This window comes from Comamonas sp. JNW (assembly GCF_003105075.1).
GTDB classification, from domain to species: domain Bacteria; phylum Pseudomonadota; class Gammaproteobacteria; order Burkholderiales; family Burkholderiaceae_C; genus Comamonas; species Comamonas squillarum.
Genome location: NZ_QETI01000003.1, coordinates 417,789 through 434,440 on the forward strand (window position 1 = coordinate 417,789; position 16,652 = coordinate 434,440).

Here is a 16,652-nt window from a genome sequence, read left to right on the forward strand (position 1 = left end):
TCCTAATGCTGGTTTTTGCAGCCCGCGCTCGGGCTCACGAGAATCTTGATCTGGGACCGGTCCTGCACCAGTGCTGCAAAGCCGTTACTGACCGCCTGTTCGAGCGGGACTGTTCGGGTGATGATGGCGCTGGGGTCGAAGGAGCCGGCCGCGATGCGCCCGATCAATTCCGGGTACACATCGCGGTAGCCGACGCTGGCCACCAGGCTCAGCTCACGGTTGACGGCGTCAAAGGCGTCGAGCCGCGCCTCGGACATGAGCCCCACCATCACCATGTTTCCGCCTTTGCGCAGTGCGCGCAATGCGCCTTCGAACGTGGCTTGCAGGCCGGCGGCTTCAAAGCTGGTGTCTACGCCCAGGCCGGCAGTGGCCGAGGCGATGGTGTGCCGCAACTCGCGCGGCGTGAGGCCCTTGGCATCGACGAGGTGGCTGGCGCCTGCCTGCTTTGCCATGTGCAGGCGCTGGGGCGATACATCCACCGCAATGATGGTGCCCGCTCCTTGCAGTTTGGCGAGCGTGACCAGCAGCAGCCCGATGGGGCCCAGCCCGAAGATGGCGCAACTGGCGCATTCAGCCAACTGGCTGCGGCGCAGCGCATGCAGCGCGACGGCAGCGGGCTCCAGCACAGCGGCCTGTTCCAGCGTCACCGCATCGGGCAGGCGATGGAGCATGTAGCTGGGCACTACGGCAAACTCGGCCATGCCGCCGTCACCCATCAGCCCGGCAAAACCCATGTCGGCGCAGAGGTTGTAGGCGCCGCTGCCGCAGTAAGCGCAGTGGCTGCAGCGGTACTCGGGCTCCACCGCCACCCGGTCACCCACCTGTAGGCCGGTGACCTCGCTGCCCAGCTCGACCACCGTGCCACAGAACTCGTGGCCCAGCGTCAAAGGCGCGCTGCGCCCCGAGACCGCGTGGGCGGTGCCGACCGGGATGGCATGGGGGCCTGATTCGTATTCGTGCAAATCACTGCCGCAGATGCCGCAGTACTGCACCGCAATCCGTACTTGCTGGGGGCCGGGGCGGGGGATGGGGATCTGCTCCAGGCGCAGATCCTGGGCGCCATGCCAGCGCAACGCGCGCATCATGGCGCAGCTCCTGCAACTCCCGCAGCGGCACGGCGCTGCAGCACCAGCGGGGCGGTTTCCTTCAGACCCAGCGCGAGCAGCCCTGCCACCAGTGCCCCAGCAGCCGCTATCCACATCGTCACCGGCAGGCCGTAATGGTCGGCCGCTAGGCCCGCAGCAGTGGGGGCCACAAAGCCGCCCACCAACTCGCCCGCGCCCATGATGAGGCCCAGCGCGCCGGTCAATACCTGGGGCGGCACGGTTTCAGCCGGGACCGTTGCCATGAAGAGGGTAAAACACCCCAGGCCGGTATAGGTGAAGAACACCACCGCACCCAAGGCGACGGCCGAATCCCCATAGATCAGCGCGATAGGGCACATCGCCGCAATCGGTGCAAAGATGGCCAGCGCTGTTTTGCGTCCGATCCGGTCGGAGATGGCGGGTACCGCAAAGCCCCAGAACACCCAGGCGGCGCCCAGGCAGGTCATCACCAAGCCCATGTCGCCCGGCGAAAACGCGCGGTATTTGACGAGAAAGGTGGGCGCAAACGAGATGATGATGATGAACCAGGTAAGGAAAAAGCAGCTGATGAGCATGCACAGCAGCACATTGCGCTCACGCAGCAGGGCCCAGCGGTTGATCGGCGCTGGCTTGGCGTCTGCGGCAGGAGCGCCACCCGGGTGTTCATGCACCCAGCGCCAGATGCACAGGGCGATCAGCATGCCGGGGATGACGGTGACATAAAAGGCCACGCGCCAGCCAAAATGTGTGGCCAGGCCAATGACCACCGGTGGCCCGATCATTGCGCCAATCAGACCGGCCGACGAGCCCTGCAGCAAGCCCATATTGAGGCCGCGCCGCGAAGGCGTGGAGCTTTGGATCATCAGGGACTGCGCGATGGGCAGCACCGGCCCTTCTGCCAGGCCCATCAGCGCGCGGAACACCAGCAGGCTGATGAAACCCCCAACGAGCCCGGACAAGGCCGAGCAGATGGAAAAGCCCAGCACGGACACCACCAGCAAGGCCTTGCGCTTGGCGCGCGCATCGGACCAGGCGCCCGCAATCGCCCCGGAGAGGGCCCAGGTCAGTGCCAGGGCCGAGGAGATCATGCCCAGCTGGGTCTGGCTCAGATCGAGCTCATCTTGCATGAAGGGGAACAGAAAGGACAGCGCCAGGCGGTCAAAAAAGACAAAGCCGAAGGTCAGAAAGAGGATCAGCAGCAGCCGGTTCTCATAGGTCCACAAGGCGCGGATGGAGGATGGTTTCATGGCGTTCTCCAGGCTCTGCAGCCGTTAGCGGAAGAGCTTTTCCACGGCCTCGGCGCCCAGGCCCACCTTTTCGTAGTGGGCCTTGCACATGGCGATGTAGGAGTGCACATCAAAGTAGCCATCGGGCTTGCCCTGTTCGTCCAGCCAGATCAGCGGCCCCTTGACGATGAAGAAGGCCCGCATGGGTTCGGGATGGTCGAAGGCGACCAGCGTGTGGCCTTCGCCGGGGGTCTCGTAGACAAAGTCGCCCTTGGTCGCCGTCCAGTCATGCTCCAGGTAGCCCCATTTGCCCGAGATGGTGTAGGCAAAGACTTCATGGGGGTGGTAGTGGCGGTTGACCAGGCCCGCTTTCTTGGCCATCAGGATGTCGCACCACTTGTTTTGTGATGGCGAAATCCACAGGGGGCGGGAGAACACGGTGTCCGTGAACGGCACATACAGGCGCTCGTCTTCCGGCACGGCATTGGGCGTGTAGACCTCCGGGAGCGCATCGGGCATGAAGGGGTTGGCGATGGGGCTGAGGTGTTGCCAGAACTCGGTGTTGGCTTTGTCGACCATGGTGGATCTCCTTGGGATTGAGGGAAGGGTTGAAGTCGGTGCATTGCATCGCGAACAGGGGCAGGGACCGGGAAGAAGCCTGGTGCATCCGGTGGCCGTGTCAGCGCGGCTGCTGGCGGTACCGCGCGCCGGTGAAGCGGGCGCAACCGCTGGTTGTGAGGGCTGCATGAGGGCGGCTGTGTGCCTGTCAATGCAAGCAGGGCGTGTGGCTGGGAGCGGTGGGAGGGCGCCCGGTGGACGCAGGGTCTGCGCTGGCATGGATCCGGTTGTGCTGCATCCTGAGGTCTCCTGGCTTTCTGTGTTGTATGACCAAACCCATTCTGTGGAAGATGACCCCAGAGTCCTAGGTGGCAGCGAAGCTAGCAGCTATAGCAAAATGGCATACTAATAGCTAAAAATTATTAAAATTTAACAAATTGAAGGGGATTTCTATGAATTTGCAGCAAATCGAAACCTTTGTGGCGGTAGCGGAAACCGGCAGCTTCAGCAAGGCGGCCATGTTGTCGGACACGGCGCAGCCGGCGCTGAGCCGGCAGGTGCGGGCGCTGGAGGTCGAATTGCGTGAGACCTTGCTGATCCGCACCGGGCGCGGTGTGACATTGACGGAGGCCGGAAGGCGCTTGCTGGAGCACAGCCATGCCATCCTGCAGCACGTGGCCCAGGCCAAGGAGGACCTGGGTTGTGAGCGCGATGAGCCGGTGGGCCGCATCGTGGTGGGGCTGCCGCCCAGCCTGGCCAGGCGGCTGACGCTGCCGCTGATCCATGCTTTCGGCAGCAAAATGCCCAAGGCCCGCGTGGCGATCGTCGAGGGCTTTTCCGTTCAGATGGCCGAGTGGCTGGCCTCGGGCCGCATGGACCTGGGTCTGGTCTATTCGCCCGAGCCGCATCCGCATATCGAGATCAGCCCGGTCTTGCAGGAGCGCCTGTGTCTGGTAGGACCTGCCTGCGCGCTGGGCGGCCGCACCAGCCTCGCGTTCCAGGATCTGTCGGATTTTCCGCTGATCATGCCGCAGTACGGCCAGATCTTTCGCAAGCTGATGGAAGCCCAGGCCAGGCTGTCGCAGGTCAAGCTCAATGTGGTCTGGGAGGTATCGAGCGTGCCGGCCATCTTGGATTTGGTACGCGGCGGTTACGGCTATGCGGCCTTGACGCGCAGTGCGCTCGACGGGCATGTGGTGGGTGAGCGTCTGGTGGTCGCGCCCATCGAGTCGCCTGCGGTGATGATCAACCTGTGCCTGGCGCAGTCAGCCAAACGCAAAGCCACGCCTTTGCTGCGCTGCACCGCAGCCGTCTTGCAGGCGTTGACCACCGAGGTCTGCGCACAGGCCCCGTCCATGGCGCCAAGCGAGGGCTCCGGCAGCGACAGCGGCATGTCATCGTAATTTTGTGTAGCAATGGGCTGGTCGCGTGGGGGCGGGGCGGCAGCGCTCCTTACAATGCCTGAGCCCTGTGCATAGGCCGCATTTCCGTGGGCCGGGGCGGCCTGCCGGTCGCTTTGCTGCCACACTCCGCTCGGGTTCTGTGTTGGCACCTCTACAATGCAGTGCAACTGGTTCAATGACATGAAGATACTGCTTTGTAACGATGATGGTTATCAGGCGCCCGGCATCGTGGCGTTGCATGACGCATTGCAGGCGGTAGCCGATGTCGAGGTGGTGGCACCAGAACACAACAACAGTGCCAAATCGAATGCGCTGACCTTGCATTCCCCGCTGTACGTGCAGCGCGCTGCCAATGGCTTTCGCTATGTCAATGGCACACCGGCTGACTGCGTGCATATCGCGCTGACGGGTCTATTGGGTTATCGGCCCGATTTGGTTATCTCCGGCATCAATAACGGCGCCAATATGGGCGATGACACCATCTATTCCGGTACCGTCGGCGCGGCGATGGAGGGCTATCTGTTCGGTATCCCAGCGATGGCCTTCTCGCAGATCGACAAGGGCTGGGGCGAGCTGGAATCGGCCGCCAAAAAGGCCTGTGAGTTGGTGCAGCAGTTCGAAGCGGCCAAGCTGGTGACCCTCAAGCCCTGGCTGCTCAATATCAATATTCCCAACCTGCCGTTTGACGAGATCAAGCCGCTCAAGCTGTGCCGTCTGGGGCGCAGGCATTCGGCCGAGAAGGTGATCACCCAGACCAGTCCCCGGGGCGAGACCATGTACTGGATCGGCAATGCCGGCCTCGCGCTCGATGACGCCGAGGGCACCGACTTCCATGCGGCGGCGTCCGGCCATATGGCGATCACCCCGCTCAAGGTGGATTTGACCGACCATGACAGCCTCGCTTACTGGGCGCAGACGGCGGCGAGCCTGCGCAGCAAGGACCTGGAGGTGCCAGGGTGACCTTGCGCAAGCCCGGCTTTCCTGCCCGCGGTGCCATGCCTGTGAGCACCAAACCACAGGCCAGCAGCGTGCATCGGCAATGGGCCCGGCTGCCTGCGGAGCTGTCGCCCGTGCCCATGGCGGTGCGCGAGTCGCTGGGCCCTGAGAGCGTAGATTTCACCTCGGCGCGCTGGCGCATGGTCCAGCGCCTGGCTGCCTCGGGCGTGGAGCACACCCGGGTGCTCAAAGTGATGAATTCCGTGCTGCGCCACCAATTTGTTGACAGTGCACTGGCGGTTCAGGCCTATGAGGACACCAGTTTGCCTATAGGATTGGGGCAGACCATCTCCAAACCCAGCGTGGTGGCGCGGATGTGCGAGCTGCTGCTGCAATCGCCTGCGGGGAAAATGGGCCTGGGCCGTATATTGGAGATTGGCACGGGCTGCGGCTACCAGGCCGCGGTTCTGAGCCTGATGGCCAAAGAGGTGTATACCATTGAGCGGCTGCGTGCGTTGCATGAAAAGGCGCGGGTCAACCTGCGTCCCTTGCGGCTGGCCAATGTGCACCTGATCCTGGGCGATGGCATGCTGGGCTTTGAAAAGGGCGCGCCTTACGCCGGGATCATCGCCGCAGCCGGCGGGGATTCGGTTCCTCAGGCATGGTGTGACCAGCTGGCAGAAGGCGGCCGGCTCGTGGCACCGGTGATGGGGCCGGGCCAACAACAGGTTTTGCTCGTGGTGGACCGCAGTGCTGATGGATTTCAGCGCACGGTTCTGGAGCATGTTCATTTCGTACCCCTAAAATCGGGGCTTGGTTAAGAAGGATAGGTATGTTGGATTCACGTGGTGTTTTGACCTGGGGTGCCAGTGTGGTAGCGGCCATGGTGCTGGCGGGTTGTGGTAGCACATCGCTCAACCAGGCGCCCGTGGAAGATCGGGGTTCATCGGCAGGTCGCACGCCTTCGTCGACCGCCTCTGCGCCAGCACGCATTGATCCGGCCACCTTGCCTGGCGCAGAAAACGCCGGCAAGCCCGGCTACTACACCGTCAAGCCCGGTGAGACCTTGATGCGCATTGCGGCTGACAACGGCCAGAACTGGCGCGACATTGCCCGCTGGAGCAATCTGGACAATCCCAACGTCATTGAAGTCGGCCAGGTGCTGCGTGTGGTGCCACCGGTGACGGCCGCTGCCAGTGCTGCCCCGGCAGCGACTGCGCCGGCTGTGACCGGTGCGAACACGCCAGCGGCGACGCCCGGACCCGCCCCAGCGCCTGCTGCCGCAGCTTCTGCACCGGCTGCCTCTGATGGCAATCTGGGCTTTATCTGGCCGGCGTCGGGTGCTGTCATTCAAGGCTTTGACGATGCGCGTAACAAGGGTGTGGATATTGGTGGCAAAGCCGGCGATCCGGTCGTAGCAGCCGCCGACGGCCGGGTGATCTACTCGGGTGCAGGCCTGCGCGGCTACGGCAACCTGATTCTGGTCAAGCACAACAACACCTACCTGACCGCTTACGCCCACAACCAGACCTTGCTGGTCAAGGACGACCAGGTGGTCAAGAAGGGTCAGAAGATTGCCGAGATGGGCAGCTCCGACGCCGACCGCGTCAAGCTACACTTTGAGGTGCGCCGCCAGGGCAAGCCGGTCGATCCATCGCGCTACCTGCCTTCCCGCTGATGCCGGGCACTTCTTCGAAGCCGACATCGCCGCCCGCCGACGATGTCGGCTTTTCCCATTTGGACGATGCCCCTTTGTCCTCGCCTGAAGGCGATGAGGAGTCGGCGGAGGTCGAGTCGCAGGCCTGGGAAAGCCGCACGGTCGTGGCCGGGGTGGCTGAGCATGGCATGCGCCTGGACAAGGCGCTGGCGCAGTGGGTGCCGGAGTTCTCGCGCAGCTACCTGCAGGCCTTGCTGCTGCAAGGCGCGGTGCTGGTCAATGGCAAGTCCGGCCTCAAGCCCAGCGCCAAGGTCAAGGCCGGTGACCAGGCGGTGGTCGAGCTGCGTCCTACGCAGCAAAGCCAGGCCTTTTTGCCGCAGGATATTGCGCTCGATGTGGTCTACCAGGACGAGCACCTGCTCATCATCAACAAGCCCGCCGGCATGGTGGTGCACCCCGCGCCAGGCAATTGGAGCGGCACCTTGCTCAATGCGTTGCTGGCCTATGACGCCAAGGCGGCCCAGCTGCCGCGCGCGGGCATTGTGCACCGGCTGGACAAGGACACCAGCGGCCTGATGGTCGTGGCGCGTGAGCGCCAGACCATGGATGCGCTGGTCAAGCTGATTGCCGCGCGCGATGTGCGCCGCAATTACCTGGCGCTGGGCCACAAGCCCTGGCAGGGCGCAGCGCAGACCTCGGTCAGCCTGCCCATTGGCCGTGATCCGCGCAACCGGCTGCGCATGGCGGCGGTCGATCTGGCCCAGCACCCGGGTAAACCGGCGCGCACCGATATCCGCCTGCTGGTCAATGGCGAGCAGGGCTGCGCAGTGTTCTGCAGCCTGCATACCGGGCGCACGCACCAGATCCGCGTGCACATGGCCTCGCTCCAGCACCCGCTGCTGGCCGACACGCTCTACGGCGGCACACCGGCTGCCGGCATGGAGCGCCAGGCCTTGCATGCGCTGCGGCTGGCTTTTGTGCATCCGGTCACGGGACAGAGCATGTCCTGGTTCGCGCTGCCGCCTGCCGATATCACCTCGGCGATGGAAAATTGGGATCTTCGGTATAATTTGGCCCAATTGGCCTAAGCGCCACCCATGCAGTTCTGGTTTTTGACCAGCGCAAACATCTGGTTTGCGCACTGCAACGGTGGCGCCCAGTGCCGACGGCTATGGGCGTTTATGCCTGCGCCGTGATCTTGGCCATGCAAACGCGGCCCTCTTGATACGCATTCCTTTGTCTCAACACGCAGCCCGCGCGCTGGCGTGCCAACAGGGATTTATCGCATGCATACTTTGGAAGCAAAACGGGTGCTGGAGACTGCGCTGATCTGCGCGCCCCAGCCCATCACCGTGCGTGAGCTGCGGGGATTGTTTGCCGATGATTTGGGAACGGATACGCTCAAGGTGCTGCTGCAGGAGCTGCAGCTCGATTGGTCCCATCGCGGTGTGGAGTTGGTGCAGGTGGCATCGGGCTGGCGCTTTCAGAGCCGGCCGGAGATGCGCGAGTACCTGGACCGTTTGCACCCCGAGAAGCCGCCCAAGTACTCGCGTGCAACCTTGGAGACCTTGGCCATCATTGCCTACCGGCAGCCGGTCACCCGTGGCGATATCGAAGATATCCGGGGGGTGACCGTCAACAGCTTGATCATCAAGCAGTTGGAGGACCGGGGCTGGGTGGAGGTGATTGGCTACCGGGAGACCATCGGGCGGCCTGCGCTGCTGGCGACCACCCGGCAGTTTTTGGACGACCTGGGTCTGCAGTCGCTGGACCAGTTGCCCGAGTTGGACAGCAGCAACCAGCCGCAGACGATGTTTGACAGCCTGCCGCTGGAGGCTGCGCCGGACGAAGCTGTGCCGCAGGATGCCGGGCTGCCGGACGCCGAGGCTTTTGAGTTGGTGGGCGAGTCGATGCCGATGGTAGCGCCCGCGGACGAGGTGGATGCTTTGGAAGAGTTGCAGGACGCGCAGGATTTACAAGACGCGCAGGATGTGCAGACCTCACCCTTAGGTGAGGCTGCCGGTGATGAAGATACTGCCGCCCATCAGGCGGCTGAGGCCCAGGCGGCAAGTGGCGAGGCAGATGCCCCCGCCGCAGCGGCCGCAGAAATAGATGCGGATCCTTTGGACCGTGATGACGATGCACATAATTCCGCACCAGGCGGGGTAGAAAAGCAAAAAAATGATGAGTGATACCAGCGATATGAATGCGCCCCAGGACGGAGATAAGGCCTTGCAAGAAGGCGCTGCCCCGTCCGGCAAGCGCCGCGCCCCGCGCAAGCGTGCCGTGCCTGCGCAAGCTGCAGCGGCTGACGAATTCCAGGCGGCGCGCGCTGACGCCGGCGAGGCTGATGGCGACGCTGCTGCCCAGCCCGCCGGTGAGCCGCGTGCGCGCCGTGATGGCGAGCCGCGCGTGAGCCGTTACCCGGCCCGTGCCCGCCGTTTCCGCGAGCGTGATGGACAGCCGCGTGATGCGCAGGGCGCGCAAGGCGATGCGCCGCCCGTCCGGGGCCGTGGTCCTGCGGGCCGCCCGCAGCGCGATGCCGAGTCGGAAGGCTATGCCTTCGAAGATGTGGTGGCCGGCGCGCTGGAAGCGGCGGAAGACTCGGATACCCCCGCACCGGTCAAGCGCGTGCTCCAGCCCCATGTGGAAGCGCCCAAGCTGCACAAGCTGCTGGCCCAGGCGGGCCTGGGTTCGCGCCTGGAGATGGAGCGCCTGGTTCTGGAAGGCCGCATCTCCGTCAACAACGAGCCGGCCCACGTCGGTCAGCGCATTTTGCACAGCGACAAGATCCGTGTGAATGGCAAGCTGATCACCTTCCGCATCGAGCAGCCGCCAGCGCGCGTGCTCGCCTACCACAAGCCGGTGGGTGAGGTGGTGACGCATGACGACCCGCAAAACCGCCCCACGGTGTTCCGCAAGCTGCCGCGCGTCTCGCACGGCAAGTGGCAGTCCATTGGCCGTCTCGATCTGAACACCGAAGGCCTGCTGCTGTTCACCAATTCCGGTGAACTGGCCAATAACCTGATGCACCCGCGCTTTGGCCTCGAGCGTGAGTACGCGGTGCGCGTGCTGGGCGCCCTGACCAATGAAGAAAAGGCCTTGCTGCTCGCTGGCGTGAACCTGGAAGACGGCGTGGCGAGCTTTGGCTCCATCGACGACGGCGGAGGCGAAGGCGCCAACTGCTGGTACCGCGTCACCATCTCCGAAGGCCGTAACCGTGAAGTGCGCCGTATGTTCGAGTCGGTGGGTCACGCGGTCAGCCGCCTGATCCGTATCCGCTACGGCGCGATGGTGCTGCCGCGCGGCCTGCGCCGGGGCTCCTGGGTCGAGCTCGACCAGCGCGATATCCAGGCGCTGACCGTGGCGGCCGGTGGCGTGGTGGAGCGCAAACCCCGCGAGCAAAATGCCGCGGGCCGGGGCGGCCGCAGCGACAACCGTCCCCAGCACAACGGCCCGCGCCCATCGGTGGGCCCTGCCAAGAACACCCGGGGCGGCGGCTTGCGCAAGGCGCCCGAGAAGCGCAGTACCCAACCCGATCCGATGAAGACCTCGCTGGGCTACATCGGTCATGACAGCCTGACGCGTCAGCGCCAGGGCCAGCGCAAGAGCGGTGGCGGATTCAAGCGCGGTGGAAGGTCGTAGTCACGCCGCTGACTTCCCGGACACCGTACAATCAAAGGTTTGCTTTTAGAGCAAAAAATCCATCAACAGGAAATTTATTATGGCAATCGAACGTACCCTCTCGATCATCAAGCCCGATGCAGTGGCTAAGAATGTTATCGGTCAAATCTACGCCCGCTTTGAAGCTGCTGGCCTGAAGATCGTGGCCGCCAAGCTGGTGCAACTGTCGCGTCAAGACGCTGAGCAGTTCTACGCTGTGCACGCTGCCCGTCCTTTCTTCAAGGATCTGGTGGACTTCATGATCTCCGGCCCTGTGATGATCCAGGCTCTGGAAGGCGAAAACGCCATCCTGAAGAACCGTGAGCTGATGGGCGCTACCGACCCCAAGAAGGCTGACAAGGGCACGATCCGCGCTGACTTCGCTGACAGCATCGACGCCAACGCCGTGCACGGCTCTGACGCCGCTGAGACCGCCGCTGTGGAAGTGGCGTTCTTCTTCCCCGGCATGAACGTCTATTCCCGTTAATTGACATGTACGCGGCCGCAAGGCCGCGTGGCATAGGTAAGTGGCCCGAGCGTATATCCATGACCACCAATTTGCTTGATTTTGATTTGGCTGGTTTGACCGCCTTTTGCGAAGGGCTGGGAGAGAAGCGCTTCCGGGCCACGCAGCTTTTTCGCTGGATCCACCAGCGCGGTGCAGCCGATTTCGACCAGATGACCGATCTGGCCAAGTCCCTGCGCGAAAAACTCAAGGGCACGGCCCATGTCACGGCGCTGCCCGTGATCACCGAGCATGTGTCCGCCGACGGAACGGTCAAGTGGCTGTTCGACGTGGGTGATGGCAATGCCGTCGAATCCGTATTCATTCCCGAAGATGACCGTGGCACCTTGTGCGTCTCTTCGCAGGCCGGTTGCGCGGTGGGATGCCGCTTTTGCTCGACAGGGCACCAGGGCTTCAGCCGCAACCTGACCACCGGCGAAATCATGGCGCAGCTGTGGTTTGCCGAACATGCGCTGCGCAAGCGCCTGGGGCGCGATGAGCGCATCATCTCCAACGTGGTGATGATGGGCATGGGCGAGCCCCTGCAAAATTACACGGCCCTGGTGCCCGCGCTGCGCACCATGCTCGATGACCATGGCTATGGTCTGTCGCGCCGCCGCGTCACCGTCTCCACCTCGGGCGTCGTGCCGATGATGGACCGCCTGGCGCAGGACTGCGCGGTGGCGCTGGCCGTGTCGCTGCACGCTCCCAACGATCCGCTGCGCAATGGTCTGGTGCCGCTGAACAAGAAATACCCGCTTGACGAGCTGATGCAGTCCTGCCGTCGCTACCTGGAGTTTGCGCCGCGTGACTTCATCACCTTTGAGTACTGCATGCTCGACGGCGTCAACGACCAACCCGAGCATGCCCAGCAATTGATAGCACTGGTGCGAGAGTATGCGGGCAACGGCGGGGCATGGTGCAAATTCAATTTGATTCCATTCAACCCTTTTCCAGCCTCGGGTCTGTTACGATCACCTGCCAGTCGGGTGACGGAATTTGCCAAGATGCTCTCGGATGCGGGCGTTGTGACCACCGTGCGCAAGACCCGGGGTGACGACATCGATGCGGCCTGCGGCCAGCTCGCTGGCGATGTGAAGGACCGTACCAAAGCGGCAGAACGCATGGCCAAGAACCGGGTCATACCGCTGGCGCAAGTCTAGAAATAGTCCAAACAGTTTGAGGAGGGTGTGCATGCAAGAGGCTGTGACAAAAGGGCAACCGAGGGTACATCGCCTCACGGCTGCCGCCTTGCTGGGTTTGGCCCTGGTAGGCGGTTTGTCGGGCTGTGGTACCAGCAGCAGTACGGCCCGTGAGGATGCCGCCTATGTCACCCAATCCGATGAGACCGAAATCCATCGGCGCGCGCGCATCCGCCTTGAGCTGGCCGCCAACTATTTCCAGTCTGGCAAGACCACGATCGCGCTCGACGAGATCAAGCAAGTGCTGGCGCTCGACCCCAACAGCGGTGATGCCTACAACATGCGTGGCCTCATCTACATGCAGCTGGGCGAGCCCGATATTGCCGGCGAGAGCTTTACCAAGGCCCAGTCGCTCAAGCCCACCGATGGCGACATCATGCACAACCACGGCTGGTTGCTCTGCCAGGAGAAAAAATACGAGGCGGCTGACCGCTATTTCAACCAGGCCCTGGCGCAGCGCCAGTATTTTCAGCAAGCCAAGACCTTGATGGCGCAGGGCCTGTGCCATGAAGCGGCCGGCAAGCCTGCCGAGGCCGAGGCCAGCTTGCTCAAGGCCTATGACTACGACGCGGGCAACCCCATCGTCAGCTTCAACCTCGCCAAGCTGCTGAACCAGCGCGGCGATGCACGCCGCGCGCAGTTCTATATCCGGCGCCTGAACAACGGCGAGCTGGCCAATGCCGGCTCCCTGTTCCTCGGTATCCAAATTGAAAAAGCCCTGGGCGATGGAGCGAGCGCGCGTGCGCTCGCTGCCCAATTGCAAAAGCGTTTCCCCGACTCCAAAGAGGCGGCACGTATTGCTGGTGGAGGCGTGCTGTGATCGAGTCTGATATCCAACAAGCAACGAACGCCAGCGATGCGTCCCCAGGCGGCGTGATGAGCGCTGGCGAGATGCTGCGCCAGGCGCGCGAGGAGCTGGGCTACCACCTGCCGGCCGTGGCCGCGCACCTGAAGGTGTCGGTGCACAAGCTCGAAGCGCTGGAAGCGGGCAATTGGAGCGCCTTCCCGGACGTGGTCTTTGTGCGCGCACTGGCCTCCGCCGTGTGCCGTGTCCTCAAGATCGATCCGGCGCCCGTGCTGGCACAGTTGCCCAAGCCGCCTGGCAAGGACCTGAGCTCTGGCGTGGAAAGTGTCAAGACCCGCGTGGCCGTGGGCCCGGCGCAGAGCAAGAAAAACGATTTTCCCAGCAGCAAGCCTTTTCCCTGGATGGGCGTGGTCGTGCTGCTGATCGTAGCGACCGTTGGCGTGCTGTTTTATCCGCAGCTGGCAGATCACTGGAAGAGCCAAGCCGCCGCGTCTGCGCCGGCGCCGGCACGCTCGAACAATGTCGCCGGTGTGGCTGACCAGCCCGAGCCGGTGGCACTGGGTGGCAGCTCGACCGACCCCGTGCCCGAGGCACCGGCCAATGGCGCAACTGACGCCGGTGGCAGCGCTGCGCTGGCTGGCCAGTCCAGCCCGGCCGCTGCGGCCCCTGCGGCTGCTGCTCCTACAGAGGGCGCGCCGTTGTTGCATTTCAAGGCCAGCCAGGACAGCTGGGTGCAGGTCAAGGAAGCCAGCGGCAAGGTGGTGTTTGAAAAGACCATCCGCGCTGGCACGAGTGAAGATATCGCGGCCACGCCGCCGCTCAAGCTCATCGTGGGCAATGCGGTGGGGGTGGAGATGCAGCTGCGCGGGTCGGTTTTTGATCTGAAAAAAGTGACCAAGGGCAGCACCGCCCGTTTTGAGGTGAATTAAGTGCAAGAAGAGAACATCCTGTTGCCCGTGCCCATGGTGGCACCGGCCGCGCGCAAAAGCCGCCAGGCCCGTGTGGTCTGGGGTGACCGTGTGGTGACGGTCGGGGGCGATGCGCCGGTGCGCATACAGTCGATGACGAATACCGATACCGTGGATGTGATCGAGACGGCCATCCAGGTCAAGGAGCTGGCGCAGGCGGGCTCGGAGATGGTGCGCATCACCGTCAACACACCCGAGGCCGCAGCAGCGGTGCCCTATGTGCGCGAGCAGCTCGACCGCATGGGCGAGAACGTGCCGCTGGTGGGCGACTTCCACTACAACGGCCACCGCCTGCTGACCGAGTTCCCTGACTGCGCCAAGGCGCTGTCCAAGTACCGCATCAACCCGGGCAACGTGGGCAAGGGCGACAAGAAGGACAAGCAGTTTGGCCAGATGATCGAGGCGGCCATGCAGTATGACAAGGCCGTGCGCATTGGCGTGAACTGGGGCAGCCTGGACCAGGAGTTGCTCGCCGAGCTGATGGACGAGAACAGCCGCCGCGCGGTTCCCTGGGATGGGCGCCAGGTGATGTACGAGGCGCTGATCACCTCGGCCATATCCTCTGCGCAGCGTGCCCAGGAGATGGGCCTGAATGGCGACCAGATCATTCTGTCCTGCAAGGTCAGTGGCGTGCAGGATCTGGTGGCGGTCTACCGCGGCCTGTCTGCGCGCTGCGACTATGCACTGCACCTGGGGCTGACCGAGGCGGGCATGGGCACCAAGGGCACGGTGGCCTCGGCCGCTGCGCTGTCGATCCTGCTGCAGGACGGCATTGGCGACACCATCCGCGTGTCGCTGACCCCGCAGCCGGGTGAAGCGCGCACGCAAGAGGTGGTGGTGGCCAGCGAGATTCTGCAAGCCATGGGCATGCGCAGCTTTGTGCCTAGTGTCACCGCCTGCCCGGGGTGTGGCCGTACCACCAGCACCACCTTCCAGGAGCTGGCGCGCGACATCGACCAGCACCTGCGCTCGCAAATGCCGGTCTGGCGTGTGAAGTACCCCGGTGTCGAGAAGATGAAGGTGGCCGTGATGGGCTGCATCGTCAATGGCCCCGGCGAGAGCAAGCATGCCGATATCGGCATCAGCCTGCCGGGCAATGGCGAGTCGCCTGCTGCCCCCGTCTTTATCGATGGCGAAAAGGCCCTGACCCTGCGCGGTGACCGCATTGCGCAGGAGTTCCACGAGATCGTGCAGGCCTACGTGGAGCGCCGCTACGGTGCCGCCAAGGTAGATAATTGAGAGTTGCACTTGCTGGCCTGGCAAGTGTTTGCAAGCAGACTGAACAGAGAGATTGAAGCCCATGGGCATGAATGAAAAGCTGGCCGCCATCAAAGGCATGAACGATATCCTGCCGCCCGATTCGGCCATGTGGGAATGGTTTGAAGGCAAGGTGCGCGATGTGATGGGGCGTTTTGCCTACCGCAATATCCGCACGCCGCTGGCCGAGCATACGGCGCTGTTTGTGCGTGGCCTGGGTGAGGTGACCGATATCGTCGAGAAGGAAATGTATTCCTTCGAAGACCGGGCCGACAAGCACGGCCAGGCCGAGCATCTGACCTTGCGCCCCGAAGGCACGGCTGGTGTGGTGCGTGCCGTGGTCGAGAACAACCTGCTCTATGACGGCGGCAAGCGCCTGTTCTACATCGGCGCGATGTTCCGCCGCGAAAAGCCCCAGCGCGGCCGCTACCGCCAGTTCCACCAGGTGGGTGTCGAAGCCATGGGCTTTGGCGGCGCTGAGCTCGATGCCGAGGTGATCCTGCTGGCCGCGCAGCTGTGGAAGGACCTGGGCATTGAAGGCGTGCGCCTGGAGCTCAACAGCCTGGGCCAGCCCGAGGAGCGCCGCGCGCACCGTGAGGCGCTGGTGGCCTATTTCGAGCAGCACACCGAAGTGATGGACGACGAGGGCAAGCGCCGCATGTACAGCAACCCACTGCGCGTGCTCGACACCAAGAACCCAGCGATGCAGGCGATGGTCAATGCCGCGCCCCAGCTGCTCGATTTTCTGGGCGAAGACTCCAAGGCCCACCTCAAGGCCGTGCAGGACATCCTCGATGCCAACGGCGTGGCCTGGTCGGTCAACCCGCGCCTGGTGCGCGGCATGGACTACTACAACCTGACGGTGTTCGAGTTCATCACCGACAAGCTCGGCTCGCAAGGCACGATCTGCGGCGGCGGCCGCTATGACTACCTGATCGAGCAGATTGGCGGCAAGCCCGCGCCAGCCGTGGGCTGGGGTATGGGCATCGAGCGCGTGCTCGAGCTGATCAAGGAGCTGAATATCCAGTGGGATCGCCCGTCTATTGACGCCTACGCTATCCTGCCGGACGCAGCCCTGCTGCCGCAGGCCATGCGCGTGATCCAGACCCTGCGACAAGCCGGTGTGCGGGTGCAGATGCATGGCTCGGCGGTGGCAGGGAGCCTGGGCAGCATGAAGTCGCAGTTCAAGAAGGCCGATGCCAGCGGCGCCGCTTGCGCGCTGATTTTTGGCAGCGGCGAGATGCAGCGCGGCATGGTGACCGTCAAGCAGCTGCGCGATGGCGAGGGCGCCCAAGCTGAACGCGCTATCGACGCCGTGGCCGATTGGGCAGCGCAACTGCGCGCATAAGCGCAGTCGCAGCGGCAAGCTTTTTTTTGATTCAACTCC

At 63.7% G+C, this 16,652-nt stretch carries 16 protein-coding genes; 13 read left to right on the forward strand and 3 right to left on the reverse strand.

Features of this window, described 5'->3' with window-relative positions:
• Positions 1–2: 2 nt before the first annotated feature.
• Genes DCO45_RS07480 through DCO45_RS07490 form a run of 3 tightly spaced genes read right to left on the reverse strand, consistent with a single transcriptional unit; the run spans position 3 to position 2,890 of the window.
• Positions 3–1,082: a 2,3-butanediol dehydrogenase gene (locus DCO45_RS07480; protein ID WP_116925286.1), complete on the reverse strand. Its 1,080-nt coding sequence runs from the start codon at positions 1,080–1,082 to the stop codon at positions 3–5.
• Complete coding sequence (locus tag DCO45_RS07485) at positions 1,082–2,332, reverse strand: MFS transporter (RefSeq protein ID WP_116925216.1); 1,251 nt, start codon at positions 2,330–2,332, stop codon at positions 1,082–1,084. The genes DCO45_RS07480 and DCO45_RS07485 overlap by 1 nt, the downstream gene beginning before the upstream one ends.
• Before the next feature lie 24 nt (positions 2,333–2,356).
• Positions 2,357–2,890, reverse strand: coding sequence for a 2,4'-dihydroxyacetophenone dioxygenase family protein (locus DCO45_RS07490; RefSeq protein ID WP_116925217.1), 534 nt, complete (start codon positions 2,888–2,890; stop codon positions 2,357–2,359).
• A 431-nt stretch (positions 2,891–3,321) separates the two neighbouring features.
• Here DCO45_RS07490 and DCO45_RS07495 point away from each other — a divergent pair, with 431 nt between their 5' ends.
• From DCO45_RS07495 to hisS, 13 genes are all read left to right on the forward strand, one after another.
• A complete protein-coding gene (locus DCO45_RS07495) occupies positions 3,322–4,272 on the forward strand; it encodes a LysR family transcriptional regulator (protein ID WP_116925218.1) in 951 nt (316 codons plus the stop codon).
• Positions 4,273–4,452: 180 nt separating this feature from the next.
• A complete protein-coding gene (gene surE, locus DCO45_RS07500) occupies positions 4,453–5,232 on the forward strand; it encodes a 5'/3'-nucleotidase SurE (protein ID WP_116925287.1) in 780 nt (259 codons plus the stop codon).
• A 116-nt stretch (positions 5,233–5,348) separates the two neighbouring features.
• Complete coding sequence (locus DCO45_RS07505) at positions 5,349–6,029, forward strand: protein-L-isoaspartate(D-aspartate) O-methyltransferase (RefSeq protein WP_232539668.1); 681 nt, start codon at positions 5,349–5,351, stop codon at positions 6,027–6,029.
• 11 nt (positions 6,030–6,040) lie between these two features.
• Positions 6,041–6,886, forward strand: a complete 846-nt coding sequence (locus DCO45_RS07510; protein ID WP_116925219.1) for a peptidoglycan DD-metalloendopeptidase family protein — start codon at positions 6,041–6,043, stop codon at positions 6,884–6,886.
• Between the two features lie 74 nt (positions 6,887–6,960).
• Positions 6,961–7,953 (forward strand): RluA family pseudouridine synthase, encoded by a 993-nt coding sequence (locus DCO45_RS07515; RefSeq protein ID WP_243419276.1) that lies wholly within the window; start codon positions 6,961–6,963, stop codon positions 7,951–7,953.
• A gap of 198 nt (positions 7,954–8,151) precedes the next feature.
• Positions 8,152–9,057 carry an SMC-Scp complex subunit ScpB gene (gene scpB / locus DCO45_RS07520; protein ID WP_116925221.1) on the forward strand — a complete coding sequence of 302 codons (906 nt, stop codon included), beginning with the start codon at positions 8,152–8,154 and terminating at the stop codon, positions 9,055–9,057.
• A complete protein-coding gene (locus DCO45_RS07525) occupies positions 9,047–10,510 on the forward strand; it encodes a pseudouridine synthase (protein ID WP_116925222.1) in 1,464 nt (487 codons plus the stop codon). The genes scpB and DCO45_RS07525 overlap by 11 nt, the downstream gene beginning before the upstream one ends.
• 79 nt (positions 10,511–10,589) lie before the next feature.
• The gene (ndk, locus tag DCO45_RS07530) at positions 10,590–11,015 is read left to right on the forward strand and encodes a nucleoside-diphosphate kinase (RefSeq protein WP_021027513.1); all 426 of its coding nucleotides are present in this window, start codon (positions 10,590–10,592) and stop codon (positions 11,013–11,015) included.
• Positions 11,016–11,074: 59 nt separating this feature from the next.
• On the forward strand, positions 11,075–12,196 hold the full coding sequence (rlmN, locus tag DCO45_RS07535; RefSeq protein WP_021027514.1) for a 23S rRNA (adenine(2503)-C(2))-methyltransferase RlmN: 1,122 nt from the start codon (positions 11,075–11,077) through the stop codon (positions 12,194–12,196).
• 43 nt (positions 12,197–12,239) lie between these two features.
• Entirely contained in the window at positions 12,240–13,055 is an 816-nt protein-coding gene (gene pilW / locus DCO45_RS07540) for a type IV pilus biogenesis/stability protein PilW (protein ID WP_243419277.1), read from the forward strand.
• Entirely contained in the window at positions 13,052–13,969 is a 918-nt protein-coding gene (locus tag DCO45_RS07545) for a RodZ domain-containing protein (RefSeq protein ID WP_116925224.1), read from the forward strand. Before pilW ends, DCO45_RS07545 begins: the two co-directional genes overlap by 4 nt.
• A gap of 33 nt (positions 13,970–14,002) precedes the next feature.
• Positions 14,003–15,247 carry a flavodoxin-dependent (E)-4-hydroxy-3-methylbut-2-enyl-diphosphate synthase gene (gene ispG / locus DCO45_RS07550; RefSeq protein ID WP_116925289.1) on the forward strand — a complete coding sequence of 415 codons (1,245 nt, stop codon included), beginning with the start codon at positions 14,003–14,005 and terminating at the stop codon, positions 15,245–15,247.
• 61 nt (positions 15,248–15,308) lie between these two features.
• Entirely contained in the window at positions 15,309–16,613 is a 1,305-nt protein-coding gene (gene hisS, locus DCO45_RS07555; protein WP_116925225.1) for a histidine--tRNA ligase, read from the forward strand.
• The last annotated feature ends 39 nt before the right edge of the window (positions 16,614–16,652 follow it).

Coding starts and splice junctions, on each gene's coding strand:
- hisS (WP_116925225.1), top strand. CDS start 15,309: ATGGGCATGAATGAAAAGCTGGCCGCCATCAAAGGCATGAACGATATC.
- rlmN (WP_021027514.1), top strand. CDS start 11,075: ATGACCACCAATTTGCTTGATTTTGATTTGGCTGGTTTGACCGCCTTT.
- DCO45_RS07495 (WP_116925218.1), top strand. CDS start 3,322: ATGAATTTGCAGCAAATCGAAACCTTTGTGGCGGTAGCGGAAACCGGC.
- DCO45_RS07510 (WP_116925219.1), top strand. CDS start 6,041: ATGTTGGATTCACGTGGTGTTTTGACCTGGGGTGCCAGTGTGGTAGCG.
- DCO45_RS07490 (WP_116925217.1), bottom strand. CDS start 2,890: ATGGTCGACAAAGCCAACACCGAGTTCTGGCAACACCTCAGCCCCATC.
- DCO45_RS07485 (WP_116925216.1), bottom strand. CDS start 2,332: ATGAAACCATCCTCCATCCGCGCCTTGTGGACCTATGAGAACCGGCTG.
- ispG (WP_116925289.1), top strand. CDS start 14,003: ATGGTGGCACCGGCCGCGCGCAAAAGCCGCCAGGCCCGTGTGGTCTGG.
- ndk (WP_021027513.1), top strand. CDS start 10,590: ATGGCAATCGAACGTACCCTCTCGATCATCAAGCCCGATGCAGTGGCT.
- surE (WP_116925287.1), top strand. CDS start 4,453: ATGAAGATACTGCTTTGTAACGATGATGGTTATCAGGCGCCCGGCATC.
- DCO45_RS07525 (WP_116925222.1), top strand. CDS start 9,047: ATGATGAGTGATACCAGCGATATGAATGCGCCCCAGGACGGAGATAAG.
- DCO45_RS07480 (WP_116925286.1), bottom strand. CDS start 1,082: ATGCGCGCGTTGCGCTGGCATGGCGCCCAGGATCTGCGCCTGGAGCAG.
- scpB (WP_116925221.1), top strand. CDS start 8,152: ATGCATACTTTGGAAGCAAAACGGGTGCTGGAGACTGCGCTGATCTGC.
- DCO45_RS07505 (WP_232539668.1), top strand. CDS start 5,349: ATGGCGGTGCGCGAGTCGCTGGGCCCTGAGAGCGTAGATTTCACCTCG.